The following is a 15798-nucleotide window of genomic DNA, read 5'->3' as shown; positions in this document are numbered from 1 at the left end:
TTATGGATGTGAATGCAATGCGCATTCACTCAATGTTCGATTGTACTTTAGGTATTTAACAACTATTTATTTACATCATGCCTGAGCGTCTGAACTGTTGGAATACTGGTATAGCGGATTACACGGTAGCCCGCTTCTTCAAGCATTGCATCACGTTCAGCATCTTCTTGCTCTTTGCCTATATGACTAGGGTCATCCAGTTCGATAATCACAAGCACATTATAAGTTTGGTCAAGTATGACAAAATCAGTGACTTTTCGATTAAATCTATTTCTGATTTTATAATTTTGATTGGTGATCAGTGCACTAAAAGCCACTTGGGCTAAAATGTGGTAGTTCGGAAATGCTTCATTTAAACGATGAAACATCTTACTTTCAAAGGCAGTGATTACACGACGTGGGAAATACTTTTGTCTGCTTCTAAACAGTCTGGGAAAGACTAAGCAGACAAGGGCAAAAGTTGCCAAGCAACCAATAATAAAAAATATGAACTGACTGAGATCTGGCACGGAATAAACTACATATATGAAAAAAGCCCACGTCATAATGCGTGGGCTTTTTAGAATTTGGCTCTCCAACCTGGGCTCGAACCAGGGACCTGCGGATTAACAGTCCGTCGCTCTACCGACTGAGCTATTGGAGAATCTGCACGCATTCTATGGGGCAAATGCAGAGAGGTCAAGTCAGAATTGCAAAAAATAAAGAAATTTAGGCTGAATGTATTAAATATAAACACCTTTAATATAAAGCGTTTTTAAAACTTAAGCTTTGACTATTCTTTCTAATGTAGATGGAGAGGTGGGTGAATAGTTTTTGTTATTGAGTAAGTTATTCTTATTTTAAAAAGAAAAGTCAGAGCATAAAAAAAGCCCACGACATAATGCGTGGGCTTTTAGAATTTGGCTCTCCAACCTGGGCTCGAACCAGGGACCTGCGGATTAACAGTCCGTCGCTCTACCGACTGAGCTATTGGAGAATCTGAAACGGATTCTAAAGATGTATGGCAGGGTGGTCAAGCCTGATTTAAATAAAATACAGAAAAATCAAATTAAGTGTTTTAAAAATAGCCGAATCAGACAAGTTAGTACTTATACGGATACTTTTAGGAAAGCATAAACAAAAAAGTAGGTATGCTTTGCTTAAACAACAGGCAATAAAAAACCCACTTCGTAATGAGTGGGTTTTTTAGAATCTGGCTCTTCCACCTGGGCTCGAACCAGGGACCTGCGGATTAACAGTCCGTCGCTCTACCGACTGAGCTATGGAAGAATAGATGGCTCTCCAACCTGGGCTCGAACCAGGGACCTGCGGATTAACAGTCCGTCGCTCTACCGACTGAGCTATTGGAGAATCTGATGCGCATTTTAGGGATGAAACTTAAAAGGGTCAAGTAAAAATGACGGATATAGCGCTTAAATGTTTTTTTATTATTCAAAGATGGGTTTGTTGCTTATTTATTGATTCTTTTGAGCTTTTATCGTATTAAAAGTCATCAGAATACTTTGGCGATTATAGTTTGAAGAGTAATGGATGAAATGGTGAGTAAGGTTGCGTTAGATCGCTATTCTTGTTTTAGACATGCTGAGAGAAGTACGCACTGTCATTTTGTATGATCGCTATTTTGTTACATTGGGCAATAATTAGACGGCCAATTACAGTTTTTAAAATAAATAGAAGATTTTTTAATAATTTTTAGATAAAAAAATCGTCTAAGTACACAAGTGGCTTAGCTTCCTGTATAAGAACTAGGCAAAGTTTCATTGTTTTATGAAATGGTATTGAATATTTACAAAAGTAGTCTAAATTCAGTATTTTTATAAAATTTAAAAATTTATTTTTTAAACAAGGATTTATATGCTTCACCTTAGAAGAAAATTATTCCCTTTAACTCTTTTATCTATTTTATTAGTCGCATGTGGTGGAGGGGGAGGAGAAAGTAGTCCAACGTCATCAGAAACATCTGTACCGAAGCCTATTGAAGAAACTACTGTACTAAGTCCAGATTTGACGCATGGCTATTTTGAAATTGAAAATTCTGGCATTGCTAATCACTCAACCATCAAGTTTTCACCATTTCACACAGATAGTGTGATTGAAGCATCTGCTACAAACAATAATATGTGGGATTTAGAAATTCTTACACCAAGCAATGATTTGTCTGCCCATATTAATAATTTGGCGGGTCTTTATTTTTATCCTAATGACGATAAAGTTGGAGTTTTTAGCTATTCAGAGAATGATAACGGGTATCTGAGAGTTCAATGTCAAAATTCATGCAGCGATACATTTTCTTATAAAATTGAAAAGCAGAGTAATGGTAAAACTTACTTTATTATAGACGCAAATGGTTCTATAGCAGGACGTTTAAATAATATTGGCTTTGCATCTACAGCTAAAATTAAGGGCTCTGTTAAGTTTGAAGTAAATTCTGATTGGCCAGTGTGGAACACCAAACGATTTAATGAATATCATGCGGAATCAGACTTAGTTGTTAATGGTAAACCTGCAACAATAGAAAAATTTTTGGATTGGAAAACTAGTTCTGTTTTAAGTTTTACGACCGATAAAGAATACTATTTTAATTTTAATAATCCTGTGGATCTTGATCACGATAGATTTATCTTAACAGAGGGGAATTATTTCAGTAATGAGCAACCTAAAGATGTGCACATATATAAGGGATACTTCAATCGAGATTTTATATTAAATACAGATTATGAAAATGGTATAACGACCTTTAAATTCATCAATAACTTATTTACTAACCCTATTGAATATATTGCTTCTCCAGACTTAAAAGTATCTGGAGGTTTTGTGAAAAAAATTCCTTATGGTCAAGTCATTGCAGGAGATGAAGTTTTTAAAATTGATGAAACTGTTTCAGCAGTTGCATATGCAGAGAATGAAAGTAAATATTATCGTTTTATGAGTCGAGATAAGCAATCTGATCTAGAGTTCACAGTGAAATACGATACTATAACTAAAAATGTAAATGTAGCTTATCAAAGACCACAGAAGGGTCAATTAAATGTGAATATCTATCTGAAATGGAACTGTAAATTGACGAATAATCATTGTAGTGGTGTAACTGTCAATGATTCAGAGGGAACTATAGAATTTAAAAACGTGCAGTTAGATGATGGTCGTCTAATAAATGGCAAGTTTGGTCATTTAGGCGTAAATGATCTCTTAAGGTAATAATTGCGTAGTTATACTCTCAAAAATATAACTATGGTAATTCTCCTACAATTAATTTAATACATAGTATTTGAAAACACCTTAATTTTAATAAATTTCAGAATCTTGTGTTGGGAAAGGCCATACCTACGGATTTTAAATTTTTAAAATGTTTAACATGCAACATGTGTAATAAAAAATCCTTGTTGCATAACTTTATTTAATTTCACTTGAACTAAAACAAGAAAAAGTAGTGCTTATATATTTTTATAGATTTTAAAATTGTTAAGCCCATAAAAAATCACCCTAAAAGGGTGATTTTTTTGACTTTTGAATAAGTTTTAAAACTTATTTTTCAACGCCAGCAGCTTGACCTGCATATTTAGCGTTTGCATAGTCCCAGTTCACTAGGCTTTCTAAGAAAGTAGAGATGTATTTAGGACGAGCGTTACGGAAATCGATGTAGTAAGCGTGTTCCCAAACGTCGATAGTCAACACAGCAACTTTACCGTGAGCAAGTGGAGTGTCAGCATTTGAAGTTTTAAGGATAGAAAGGTTGCCGTTTACTTCGTCAGCAACTAACCAAGCCCAACCTGAACCGAACTGAGTTGCAGCAGCATTTGCAAATTCTTCAGCGAATTTTTCGTAAGAACCGAAAGCTTCGTCGATTTTAGCTGCTAAAGCGCCAGTAGCTTTACCGCCACCGTTTTTAGCCATACAGTTCCAGTAGAATGTGTGGTTCCATACTTGAGCTGCATTGTTGAAGATACCAGCTTTAGAAGCATCGCCTTTAACTGCAGTGATGATTTCTTCTAAAGATTTGCCTTCAAGATCAGTACCAGCGATTAGGTTGTTAAGATTAACAACATAAGTATTGTGGTGTTTGTCGTGATGGTATTCTAAAGTTTCTTTACTGATGTGCGGAGCAAGATCTTCGTAACCGTAAGGTAACGCTGGTAAAGTAATCGTTGTCATGTTTTCAATTCCTTGCATTTTGCTGGGTTTTGACATTAAGTGCCGTTATTGTAATAGATTCTTGCAGTAAAATGCGCATTGCTTATAAATAACAATACAGAATAAAGCCTGAAAATATACGTATAAGGACTGAGTCAAAGACCAAGACGATTTAAATTAAATCGGGTTGTTTAATTCGAAATAACTATACTCAATATTGAACTGTTCTGAAATAGCTTTTGCGAGTCGTTGTACACCATAACGCTCGGTTGCATGATGTCCACATGCATAATAATGCACGTTTAATTCTTCAGCCTCATAAAAAGTGCGTTCACTCACTTCACCTGAAATGTATGCATCACAATCTAATGCAGCCGCCTTACCAATAAAGTCCTGTGCGCCGCCCGTACAAAAACCAATTTTTTGAATAGAGGGTTTATCTGCCGGCAGGTGAATGGCATCAAATCCTAATTTTTCAGAAACGAACTCTTTAAACGCTGTTGGAGTCATTGCTTGTTTTAAATAACCAACATTACCAATAGGATTGCGCTCAGTAGGATCTAAGGCTTCAATATTCTCTAATTCGAGCAAATCAGCTATCGCTGCATTATTACCTAAAGTAGGGTGACTATCTAAAGGTAAGTGATAACCTACGAGTGAAATATCTTTTTTGATCAGGCTTTTGATGCGTTTGCCGCGCATACCAGTGATTGGGTAAGCTTCACCTTTCCAAAAATAACCATGATGTACCAATAACAAATCAGCATTTGCTGCGATTGCGGCTTCAATCGCAGTTTGTGATGCGGTAACTGCACATAAAATTTTATGCACTTCTGCTGAGCCTTCAATTTGCAAGCCATTGGGAGCATAGTCCTTAAATTCATGTGCTTTGAGTGTGCTGTCACACCACTGAATAATTTCACTTAACTGAGCCATATACTGTCCAAAATCTCAAAGAGATGCATCAAAATTCACTATTGTTTAAATTGTAACTAAAGAATCACAAATCTCTGTGTTTATTTTTAAGTTTGTTGAAAATATTACATTACAATACGATATAAATTATTTAGCCATCAATGAATTATAAAATTTAGAGGATATAGACGTGCGTCGGACCTTTACATGGTTACCTTGGGTATTATTAATACTTGTGATCATCGGTTTCTTTACATGGCAACAGGTTCAAAAACCTAAAGCACCCATTGCCCCAGATGGGGTCAAAATGCCTGCAGAAAAGGTTGAACCCCTCATTGATACTTCGCGAACAGGCGGGGTGGTTTCGTATAGTGCTGCGGTAAAAGTCGCTGCGCCAGCGGTTGTGAATATTTTCACTACGCAAAAAGTGAAACAATTGGATCATCCTTTATTAAATGATCCTGTTTACCGTGAGTTTTTTGGTAATCAACTTCCAGATCAAACCAATCAAAACGAAAATAGTTTAGGTTCTGGTGTGATTGTTCGTCCTGATGGCTATATTTTGACGAATAACCACGTGATCGCACAGGCCGATCAGATCGTCGTGGCTTTACATGATGGTCGCCGTGCTGAAGCAAAAGTTGTGGGTACAGACCCAGATACAGACCTAGCTGTGATTAAGATTGAAATGAGTCAATTACCGGTATTGCCATTTAAGTTAAGTGGCAATGAAGTCGGTGATGTCGTCCTCGCGATTGGTAACCCTTTTGGCGTAGGTCAGACGGTTACGCAAGGGATTATCTCAGCTACAGGTCGTTCAGATTTGGGAATCAACACTTACGAAGACTTTATTCAAACGGATGCGGCGATCAACCCTGGAAACTCAGGTGGTGCTTTAATTGATGTTGCAGGGAATTTGATTGGCGTTAATACTGCGATCTTCTCGCAGTCCGGCGGTTCTTTGGGGATTGGTTTCGCCATTCCTGCAAAAGTGTGCCAACAAGTGCTGAACTCTATTTTAAAAGATGGGCGAGTGGTACGTGGTTGGTTAGGTATTAGTTTACTTCCAATTGAGCAAGAAAATATTTTAGATCCACGTGTGAATGGTGTGATTGTGGCAGATGTCATTCGTAATGGACCTGCAGCACAAGCAGGTTTAAAACGTGGTGATAAAATCATGAAAGTAAATAATGAGCTAATTACCTCGACTTCGCATTTAATCAACTTCGTTGCACAACAAGCGCCATTGAGCACTATGCAAATTGACATTGAGCGAGATGGAAAGGCGATGACTTTGCCAGTACAAGTGGGAGAGCGTAAACCGCAAACTCAAAACAGTGACTCGCAATATATTCCATTACCCCGCTAGCATAGAAAATCCCTCGTTATGAGGGATTTTTTTGAGTGCCTTTTTTGTACATCGCTTTGAAGCGCATCGTTTGAGCGCAAACAATGCGCTTTGAAATTGAAATATCAATTACAAAAATGCATTGCACGCTTTGCTGAATTTGACTTAATTTATAAGCAATAATAATCAGATAAGCGTATAAGAATATGAGCTTTTTACCCGCAGAACATGCCAAAGTTTTATCCAGTCAAGCCAATTTAGATATCGCCTTATATAAGGCACGTTTGGCTTTGCTGATTGAAGAAAATGCCAAACAGGGGAATACCGCCGTATTTACGGTTTTACCCAAGCATTTAGCTTTAGAAGAGATTCGAAGTTTATCTGCTGAACTTACAGAATTGGGATATCAAGTTCGATTTGAAGTGAATGAATTTTTTTATAATTTTAATGTGTACTGGATTTGATTCGGGATTCACGACATTTAAGGTCCTAAGTTAAAAACAAAATGAGACCCTTTAGAAAACCACGCTAAGCGTAGTTTTCTAAAGCCGTTTTATAACACAGTGACTTATTCAGATTTTTGATAGTCATTAATGACTTCAAGTGCCGCACGAAAAGCTTCTTGAGTCGCTGGTGCGCCACAATATGGCAAACTATGAAGTAACACTTCCTGAATTTCTTCTACAGTCGCCCCATTATTTAAAGCACCTCGGACATGACCTTTGAGTTCTGTCGGACTTTTTTGTGCAGTTAAAAAGGCAATGGTAATTAGTGAGCGATATTTACGGGGTAAAACGCCTTCACGCTGCCAAGTTGAACCCCATGCATGCTCATTAATCCAATCTTGCAAAGGTTGAGTAAATGGCACGGTATTGTCTTGCGCACGTTTGACGAAACTTTCACCCATAACTTCAGTACGAACTTTTAAGCCATTTTCATAATCTTGTTGTGACATGCAGCAAACCCTCTGTGATGTAATTTTGCAGTACAGCCTATACCTTTGACTCTGCGATACTATTGGCTGATGGTCGTATAAAAAAGCCATCCCATTGTTTAACAGTGGAATGGCTTTTATTTTGAGTAAAATTAAGTTTAAAAGCGATGCAGAAGCTGATTAATATCGCAGAAATGCTTCTGGTTCATCATCGGTTTGTTGTTGCTTTTTCACTTCTGGTGAAACGGTTAAATGTGGATTGGATAGCTCAAGTTCGTGGATGAGCTGCATGTCAAATACATCTGTGAGCATGCTGTCATAGCGTTGAATGTTGTAAGTGCTGAGCTGTTCAGCTTCAGAGGCTGTAATGACTTTTTGTGCAATCGCATCGGCTATATGTGTTTCAAAAGTTAAACCTTTGAATTGACCTTTAGATTCAGCTTTTTTAAATTGGTTCCACAGCGGTTCAATTTTCAACAATTGTAAAAAGGCATTTTCCATACGACCAGAAACTTCATCTGCTGCAGTGCTGTAATACACGTGTTTTTTCAGTTCTTGGCGGAAAGTATTGTCTAGCATCATTTGAGTGGCAACTTCACGTTTTAAACGGTCTGTCGGTTTAGCAACAACTCGTCCAAACGGAAAGCAGATGATTTTTACTACGCTTGCTGCCAGTCGCATTGGGAAGTTATCAAATAAGCCATGGAAAGCTTCTTCAACATTGTACAAAGCTTTATCTAATGCAAGTTGTGCATGTAATTGTTCAGCTTCGCTTCTTTGACTTTGTTCATAATATTTAAGAATAGCCGTCGCGATAAATAAATAAGAGTGGATGTCTGCCAAACGTCCCGAAAGCATTTCTTTACGTTTAATATCGCCGGCTAAAAGGCCAAGACACATATCTGCAGTCAGTGCGAAATCGGCGCTGAAGCGATTAATTTTTTTATAGTAGGGGCGGCTAAATTCATCTGCTGAAGCTGGTGAGTCTGATGGGCCACCTGTGAACGCATAAGCAAAGGCACGTGCAGTTCGGTTAAAGGTATAGCCTAAGTGCTTAAACAGTATTTCATTGAATGTATTGAGTGCAGTGTTTTTATCTTCGGCTTGAAGTAATTGTAGCTCCTCAAATAAATATGGATGGCAACGCATTGAGCCTTGTCCAAAAATCATCAGAGAGCGACTGAGAATATTGGCGCCTTCGACAGTAATTGACACAGGAATGGCCTGATAATTCAACGCTAAAAAATTACGAGGCCCCATTTGCACGGCACGTCCACCGACGATATCCATGCCGTGATTGACTACTTTACGCATGGTTTCAGTGGCATAGTATTTGGCCATTGCAGTCATTACAGCAGGTTTGCCGCCTTGGTTTAAACCACAAGTCACCAAATAGCGGAATGCTTCAAGCATATATGCATCTGATGCGATATCACTCGATGCTTCTTGTACACCTTCAAAATTACCTACAGAAATTTTAAATTGCTGACGAACTTTGGCAAATGCACCAACATTTAAATATGCCATTTCTCCGGCTGCTGTTGACAATGCAGGGAGTGAAATACCACGACCGACCGCTAAACATTCCATCAGCATACGCCAGCCTTTGCCGGCATTTTCTATCCCACCAATGATCCAATCTAAGGGGATAAAGACATCTTTGCCTTCAACTGTCCCATTCATAAATGGTGAGCCTGGATTATGACGAGGGCCTGTAATGACACCGTCATGACTCGCCGGTAATAGGGCGCAGGTGATGCCATATTCCGTTTTATTTGTATTTCCCAATAAGCCATCTGGATCGTATAGCTTAAATGCCAGACCAATGACGGTGGCAATCGGTGCAAGGGTAATCCAGCGTTTAGAGAAGTTCATGTTTAAGCCGAGCACTTGTTGTCCCTCAAAGGTGCCATAACAGACGACACCTGTATCAGGAATAGCACCTGCATCTGAGCCGGCTTCAGGGCTAGTGAGACCAAAACATGGAATTTCTTCACCTTTTGCAAGGCCAGGGAGGTATCGGTCTTTTTGTGCTTCGGTACCATAGTGTAGAAGTAATTCGCCCGGTCCAAGAGAGTTGGGCACCATACAACTGACTGCGGCAGTCAGTGAGCGAGATGCAATCTTGCTCATGACACGGCTTTGTGCAAATGAGCTAAATTCACGGCCCCCGTAAGATTTTGGAATCACCAGTCCTAAGAAACCATTATCTTTAATAAATTGCCAAGCCTCTGGTGGGAGGTCTTTATGTTTATGGTGAATATCCCATTCGTTGAGCATGGCACAAAGTTGTTCGACTTCATTATCAATGAAGGATTGTTCTTCAGCGCTGAGCTGAGGGTAGGGATAAGCCTCAAATTTTTTCCAATCAGGCGCGCCCATAAATAGCTCTTTTTCCCACCAACTTGTTCCTGCATCTAACGCTTCACGTTCCGTAATACTCATACTCGGCATCGCATTTGCTAAGGTTTTATAGGCAGGTTTGGTGAGCAGATTGAGCCGCAGTGGGTTAATCAACATAACTAAACTTAAAGCAATAAGAGGGATGCCAAGTATTAATGACCATGGGCTTAAAAAGGCGAGTGCAATTGAAACAAATATCAGTGTTATTGCGCCTACAGCTCGTGAAAGTTCAAAGAAAAAAACGGCCCAAAGAGCAAAAATAAAGAGTACTGCACTGAGTATAAATAGCATTTGTTATGGCTCCAGTGACAAGGGACAGAGCGTTATGCTTTTAAAACAGCCTACATACGTTTAAAAATGATCTCATCTTTTGTCTTTCTGATTTTAAAGTGCATGAGACTGTCAAAATGGCATCACTCGGCTGGTGAGTATGATTGGACAATTGCGCGAATATAATGAAAGCGCAAATAAAGTGTTATCAATAGATTGATTAATAAATGATCACAACACAATCCCTATCGGGCAAAGAAATGTCACATTACGTAAACTTGGATAATTCGATATATTGGATGAATATTGGATACTGTTTAAGGAACACACAATTTTCGAAAGATGTTATATTGGGAAACGAATTGGGCTTAGTGTGAAAGCCACAAAAAAAGCCCTCAATCAATGAGGGCTTTTAATTTGCGATGTTTTAAATCTTAGTGTAATTAGGCTTCAATCGCTTGAACTGCAATTTTCTTTGCAGGATCAGTTTTACGACGTACCGCAGGCACTGGCTCACCATAGTATTGACGGTCAGCAAAGTAACTTGAACGGACCATTGGTGCAGCCCAAATGTTTTTGAAACCAAGCTTTTGGCCATGTGCAGTGTAACGCTCAAATTCTTCTGGGCTTACAAAACGGTCAATAGGGGCATGTTCTTTAGAGGGCTGTAAGTACTGACCAATGGTGACATAGTCAACATCATGTGCTTTTAAGTCGTCTAATAACGCGATCACTTCTTCTTCAGTTTCACCAATACCGACCATCAAACCACATTTAGTTGGTACATCTGGGCAGTATTCTTTAAACATTTTTAATAAGTTTAGAGAGTGTTGGTAGTCAGAACCTGGACGCATTGCTTTATACAAACGTGGCACAGTTTCAATGTTGTGGTTAAACACATCAGGAGGGCACTCCGTCATGATACGAAGGGCAACATCCATACGACCACGGAAGTCAGGAACTAGAATTTCCAAAAGTGTTTTTGGGCTCAAGTTTCGAGCTTCTTTAATACAGTCAACAAAGTGCTGTGCGCCGCCATCAACTAGGTCATCACGGTCGACCGACGTAATTACGGCATATTTCAAACCTAGATTGGCAATGGTTTCTGCCATGTGACGTGGTTCATCTGGGTCAAGAGCATTGGGACGACCATGCGCAACGTCGCAGAATGGGCAACGACGAGTACAGATATCGCCCATAATCATAAAGGTTGCAGTACCGCCACCGAAACATTCAGGTAAGTTCGGGCAAGCCGCTTCTTCACACACGGTATGTAATTTTTGTGCGCGTAAAGTTGTTTTAATACGTTGAACTTCATCAGGGGCAGCCATTTTGACCCGAATCCAGTCAGGCTTACGAGGCGTTTCAACCGTTGGCACAACCTTCACAGGTATGCGAGCGACTTTTTCTGCGCCACGAAGTTTTACACCCTGTACAGGTTTACGGTTCTCAGACATATTCAACTTTTCCACTGTTTTTGACGAGGAGATATTCAAAAAATTAGCTCGATCATTATAGCGGACTTGAGCTTAAATAGGGGGAAAACGATATTCATATAATAAATGTGGTTATCACATAATATATGTGAGCTAAATATCCAAAAAAGTTAGGATATACGTCATAATACAGCCTAGATTAAAGAATATTTGTAAAGGAGCGTTGAATGCCACGTAAGAAAGAGGTCGTTAGTGGAACTTTCGTGAAATACGATGCGGTAGTTCTGGGTTCTGGCCCTGCGGGTGAAGGCGCTGCAATGAAACTTGCTAAATCAGGTAAGCGAGTTGCAATTGTAGATATGCGTGAACAGCTTGGTGGTAACTGTACCCATGTAGGAACAATTCCAAGTAAAGCATTGCGTCAGACCGTTTCAAGCATTTTACGTTACCAACGTGACCCTATGTTCCAAAAAGTCGGTGAATGGAAACAGTTCACGATGAAACAGGTGTTACGTAATGCGCATAAAGTGATTCAACAACAAGTTGAAACGCATTCACGTTTTTATGACCGTAATAAAATTGATATTTTCCACGGCCGTGCGTATATCCAAGATCAAAACACTGTTTTGATTTTTAGCAATGAAGGTATGACGGAAACTTTAGTATTCCAGCAATTAGTGATTGCGACAGGTTCACGTCCTTACCGTCCAGCTGCTTTAGATTTTAATCATCCTCGCGTATTTGATTCAGACAAAATTTTGGATCTGGATTATTCAATCCAAAAAATCATCATTTATGGTGCAGGTGTGATTGGTTGTGAATATGCGTCTATCTTTATTGGTCTAGACCACAAAGTTGATTTGATCAATACACAGCACAAATTACTCAGCTACTTAGACGATGAAATCTCAGATGCATTGTCATATCGTTTACGTGAGCAGGGTGTACTGATTCGCCACAACGAGCAGATTGATCATCTTGAAACACATGATGATCATGTGGTTCTTCACTTGCAAAGTGGTAAGAAAATTAAAGCCGACGCGATTTTGTGGTGTAACGGTCGTTCTGGTAATACCGATGGTTTAGGCCTAGAAAATGTAGGTATCAAACCAAACAGCCGTGGTCAATTAACCGTGAATGATCAATATCAAACTGAAGTAGAGAATATCTTTGCTGCGGGTGATGTAATCGGTTGGCCTTCACTTGCATCTGCTGCATATGACCAAGGTCGTTGTGCCGGTTCTAACATGAGCGGTGAAGAAGGAATTGCACCTGTAACGGATATTCCTACAGGTATTTATACAATTCCTGAAATCTCTTCGATTGGTAAAACTGAACAACAGTTAACGGAAGAAAAAATTCCGTATGAAGTAGGTCAGGCATCTTTCCGACATTTGGCACGTGCGCAAATTACGGGTGATACCGTAGGCGAGCTTAAAATCTTGTTCCATCGTGATACTTTAGAAATTTTAGGTGTTCATTGCTTCGGTAATAATGCTGCGGAAATTATTCACATTGGTCAGGCCGTGATGAACAGCCCGAACAATACGATTAAATATTTTGTAGAAACCACATTTAACTATCCGACTATGGCGGAAGCGTACCGTGTTGCAACATTGAATGGTATGAACCGCTTATTCTAAGGTTAAAGTGAACTTAGAATGTGCAATGAAAGACCCGTAAGTTTCGGCTTGCGGGTTTTTTATGGTTAGAATAAAGTGCATACAAAATATACAGTCAATCCACTTATAATCATCAACATTTTCAACTCATTTTAGGTAGCCCATGACGATCCGTTCAGTGACCATTCAAGGTTTTCGATCTATTCATCATATGAATTTGACCTTGTCGCGTCTGAATATTGTCAGTGGTCCGAATGGTTGTGGTAAGTCCAATCTATATAAAGCTGTACGTCTCTTGCATGAAGCTGCAAATGGCCAATTATCCCAAGCAATTGCAAATGAAGGCGGGATTCAAAAAATCATGTGGGCAGGTGGTCACCGTGCGGGTGATCGATCGAAAGATCCTAAGCGCATGAAGCTTGCTGTGGAAATGGAGCATTATGAATATCAACTTGAAATTGGTTTTCCCGAACCGCTCATCACCTTGTTTGCACTCGATCCTTTGGTCAAAGTTGAAGGGATTTGGTTGAGTGGCTATCAACGTCGAAAAATGAGCGAGTTGCTAGAGAGAACCAACCAAGCGGCATTTCTTAAAAATGTTGATGAAGAACGGATTGCTTATCCGATGGCATTAACACCAGAAGAGTCGGTGTTTGGACAATTGTCCGATCCACACTTATATCCCGAAGTTTCACAAGTGCGTGAGACCATGAAAAACTGGCGCTTTTATCATGAGTTTTCTGTCAGTGGAAATTCACCGATCCGTGTCCCACAGGTGGGTATTCGTTCGCCGGTTTTAGCGCATGATGGCACAAATTTAGCCGCAGCCTTTGAAACTTTACGTGAGCGTGGCAACAGTGAAACCTTGTTTGAAGTACTAGAAAAAGCCTTTCCGCAGACCCAATTTTATGTGCAGGAAATGGGTGGGCGCTTTCAAATGATGATGCAAAAGCAAGGGATCTTAAGACCTTTGGAAAGTGCCGAATTTTCAGATGGGACTTTACGGTTTTTGTGTTTAGCTGTGGCTTTATTGAGTCCAAGACCCCCAAATTTTATGGCACTGAATGAGCCAGAAAATAGCTTACATCCCGATTTATTACCTGCCTTGGCGATGCTGATTGCCGAAGCAAGTCGCTATACGCAGCTTTGGTTGACCACACATTCCAATGAACTGGTTGAAATGATCAAACAGTATAGTGATGTGCAGCATTATCAACTAGATCAAGTCGAGGGGAAGACCGTGGTCAAGGGCGCAAGCTTAATCGATGAGGATTAGATTATTCCTTTAGCTATAGTTTTTTTGCTTAAGTTTAAAAAGGTAGAAAAGTTAAAAAAGCATAATAGCCGATAAAACTGCTTATTAAGCTAAACCAGACTGGCAGCTTGCTGCGAAGTAAAGCAATAACGACGGCAACAAATATAAAGTCCGTCCATTGAATGATGTATTTCTGGCTCATTTGAAATAGTAGACACAGTAATAGACCGACGACAGCCGCATTGATCATTTTTAAGGTGCCAAAAAGCATCGGGCATTTCATCAACTTATTCCAAAACGGTAATAAGCCACACAATAATAAAAACGATGGGAAGTAAATCGCCAATGTCGCGAGTGAGGCATTCAATATTGGCACATCGGTCATGGGTAAAAGTGTGCCGAGATAGGTGGCGAAACTAAACAAGGGCCCCGGCATGAGTTGTGCAAGGGCATAGCCTAAGTCAAAATTTTCATTACTGATCAGTCCTGTAGAGACAAAGTCCTGATGTAAAAATGGCAAAATAATATGTCCACCACCAAAGACGAGGGATGCTGTGCGGTAGAAGCTTTCTAAGCTGAAAGACAATATATTGCTATGTTGTATATCGAAGAATGGCAGAACGAAAAAAGGGCTGATAAAGGCGAGAAGCCATAGCCAAGAGGTGCGAGTATTTTCATATGCATTCTGGCTAAAATTGTCATGTTTGGGTGGAACTGTTTCGGTGATATTTGGCTTTTGGCTGCGTAATTGATTTGACGATAAAACTAAACCGATAATTGCAGCGCATAAAATCACCAAAACTTGATTTAGAGAAAATTGAAAGAAATAAATAAAAAATGCAGCTAAAAGCATGACTAGATACTGAAATTTTGTTTTACAGAAGCTTCGCATCATTTGCCAAAATGCCCATGTAACCACAGCAAGGACAATCAACTGAATAACATGAAAGAACTGTGTTGAGAGTTGATCGCTAAGTTTTAAGCTTAAAATCGCCGCGGCACACATCAGCAGGGCGGATGGTAAAGTAAAGCCTAACCACGCCAAACAAGCACCTTGATAGCGGTTGAGTTGAAATCCAATCGCCATGCCGAGCTGGCTACTGGTTGGGCCTGGAAGGACTTGAGTCAAGGCAAGCAAATGCGCATATTCATGCTCCGTTATCCATTTTTCTTGTTTCACAAAATATTGAAAAAACAACACTAAATGCGCAGCAGGTCCACCAAATGCAATACACCCTAATCTTAAAAAGGTGAGAAAGATGACAAGGTTTCGTTGTGGTATGGACTGGCTCATGCGTTACCAATATTAAAAATCGAAATAAGGTTATGAATTTCTAAAGGATAAAATCTTGAATGTTAAAAGATCTTAAAGGCTGATTATTGCAGGAGTATGTAAATCCTGCTTCAAAAATATTTTGAAGTGCTTAGCAGGGAAAAAGATAATTGGACGAAGTGACATAGTGCTGTCCCACATGCACATGGCG

12 protein-coding genes and 4 tRNA genes are annotated in these 15798 nt (G+C 39.5%); 5 read left to right on the top strand and 11 right to left on the bottom strand.

The features are described 5' to 3' along the window. Window positions 1-62 precede the first annotated feature (62 nt). The 5 genes from FTU12_RS13670 to FTU12_RS13650 form a co-directional block, all read right to left on the bottom strand. On the bottom strand, window positions 63-545 hold the full coding sequence (locus FTU12_RS13670; protein WP_218955956.1) for a DUF2726 domain-containing protein: 483 nt from the start codon (window positions 543-545) through the stop codon (window positions 63-65). 22 nt (window positions 546-567) lie between these two features. Then, a tRNA-Asn gene (locus FTU12_RS13665) sits at window positions 568-643 on the bottom strand. Between the two features lie 257 nt (window positions 644-900). Next, a tRNA-Asn gene (locus FTU12_RS13660) sits at window positions 901-976 on the bottom strand. Window positions 977-1193: 217 nt separating this feature from the next. Then, window positions 1194-1269: transfer RNA gene (locus FTU12_RS13655), tRNA-Asn, on the bottom strand. A 5-nt stretch (window positions 1270-1274) separates the two neighbouring features. Further along, window positions 1275-1350, bottom strand: a tRNA-Asn gene (locus tag FTU12_RS13650). 504 nt (window positions 1351-1854) lie between these two features. Between FTU12_RS13650 and FTU12_RS13645 the strand changes: the two genes are divergently transcribed. Further along, window positions 1855-3198 carry a hypothetical protein gene (locus tag FTU12_RS13645; protein WP_180022628.1) on the top strand — a complete coding sequence of 448 codons (1344 nt, stop codon included), beginning with the start codon at window positions 1855-1857 and terminating at the stop codon, window positions 3196-3198. A 327-nt stretch (window positions 3199-3525) separates the two neighbouring features. Here FTU12_RS13645 and FTU12_RS13640 read toward each other — a convergent pair whose 3' ends face one another. Both FTU12_RS13640 and FTU12_RS13635 read right to left on the bottom strand, forming a co-directional pair. Beyond that, a complete protein-coding gene (locus FTU12_RS13640; RefSeq protein ID WP_180114589.1) occupies window positions 3526-4152 on the bottom strand; it encodes a superoxide dismutase in 627 nt (208 codons plus the stop codon). A 156-nt stretch (window positions 4153-4308) separates the two neighbouring features. Further along, the gene (locus FTU12_RS13635; RefSeq protein WP_180114588.1) at window positions 4309-5067 is read right to left on the bottom strand and encodes a Nif3-like dinuclear metal center hexameric protein; all 759 of its coding nucleotides are present in this window, start codon (window positions 5065-5067) and stop codon (window positions 4309-4311) included. Window positions 5068-5236: 169 nt separating this feature from the next. Between FTU12_RS13635 and FTU12_RS13630 the strand changes: the two genes are divergently transcribed. Further along, a complete protein-coding gene (locus tag FTU12_RS13630) occupies window positions 5237-6415 on the top strand; it encodes a trypsin-like peptidase domain-containing protein (protein WP_180114587.1) in 1179 nt (392 codons plus the stop codon). 185 nt (window positions 6416-6600) lie between these two features. Then, window positions 6601-6858 (top strand): hypothetical protein, encoded by a 258-nt coding sequence (locus tag FTU12_RS13625; RefSeq protein ID WP_078190243.1) that lies wholly within the window; start codon window positions 6601-6603, stop codon window positions 6856-6858. Between the two features lie 104 nt (window positions 6859-6962). Here FTU12_RS13625 and FTU12_RS13620 read toward each other — a convergent pair whose 3' ends face one another. From FTU12_RS13620 to lipA, 3 genes are all read right to left on the bottom strand, one after another. After that, window positions 6963-7349, bottom strand: a complete 387-nt coding sequence (locus FTU12_RS13620; RefSeq protein ID WP_005008801.1) for a carboxymuconolactone decarboxylase family protein — start codon at window positions 7347-7349, stop codon at window positions 6963-6965. Between the two features lie 159 nt (window positions 7350-7508). Further along, the gene (locus FTU12_RS13615; protein ID WP_180114586.1) at window positions 7509-10022 is read right to left on the bottom strand and encodes an acyl-CoA dehydrogenase; all 2514 of its coding nucleotides are present in this window, start codon (window positions 10020-10022) and stop codon (window positions 7509-7511) included. 422 nt (window positions 10023-10444) lie between these two features. After that, window positions 10445-11458 (bottom strand): lipoyl synthase, encoded by a 1014-nt coding sequence (lipA, locus tag FTU12_RS13610; protein WP_180010433.1) that lies wholly within the window; start codon window positions 11456-11458, stop codon window positions 10445-10447. Window positions 11459-11664: 206 nt separating this feature from the next. Here lipA and sthA point away from each other — a divergent pair, with 206 nt between their 5' ends. Then, window positions 11665-13080, top strand: a complete 1416-nt coding sequence (gene sthA, locus FTU12_RS13605; protein WP_078190237.1) for a Si-specific NAD(P)(+) transhydrogenase — start codon at window positions 11665-11667, stop codon at window positions 13078-13080. Between the two features lie 142 nt (window positions 13081-13222). Beyond that, window positions 13223-14335 (top strand): AAA family ATPase, encoded by a 1113-nt coding sequence (locus tag FTU12_RS13600; RefSeq protein ID WP_180004940.1) that lies wholly within the window; start codon window positions 13223-13225, stop codon window positions 14333-14335. 34 nt (window positions 14336-14369) lie between these two features. On the opposite strand, the gene chrA is transcribed toward FTU12_RS13600, so the two are convergent. Then, a complete protein-coding gene (gene chrA, locus FTU12_RS13595; RefSeq protein WP_180114585.1) occupies window positions 14370-15608 on the bottom strand; it encodes a chromate efflux transporter in 1239 nt (412 codons plus the stop codon). Between the last annotated feature and the right edge of the window lie 190 nt (window positions 15609-15798).

It is taken from the genome of Acinetobacter sp. YH12063 (assembly GCF_013419715.1).
In the GTDB taxonomy this organism is placed as follows: Bacteria; Pseudomonadota; Gammaproteobacteria; order Pseudomonadales; family Moraxellaceae; genus Acinetobacter; species Acinetobacter amyesii.
Note: the sequence above shows the minus strand (reverse complement) of the source record. Positions and strands in the feature narration are given on the sequence as shown.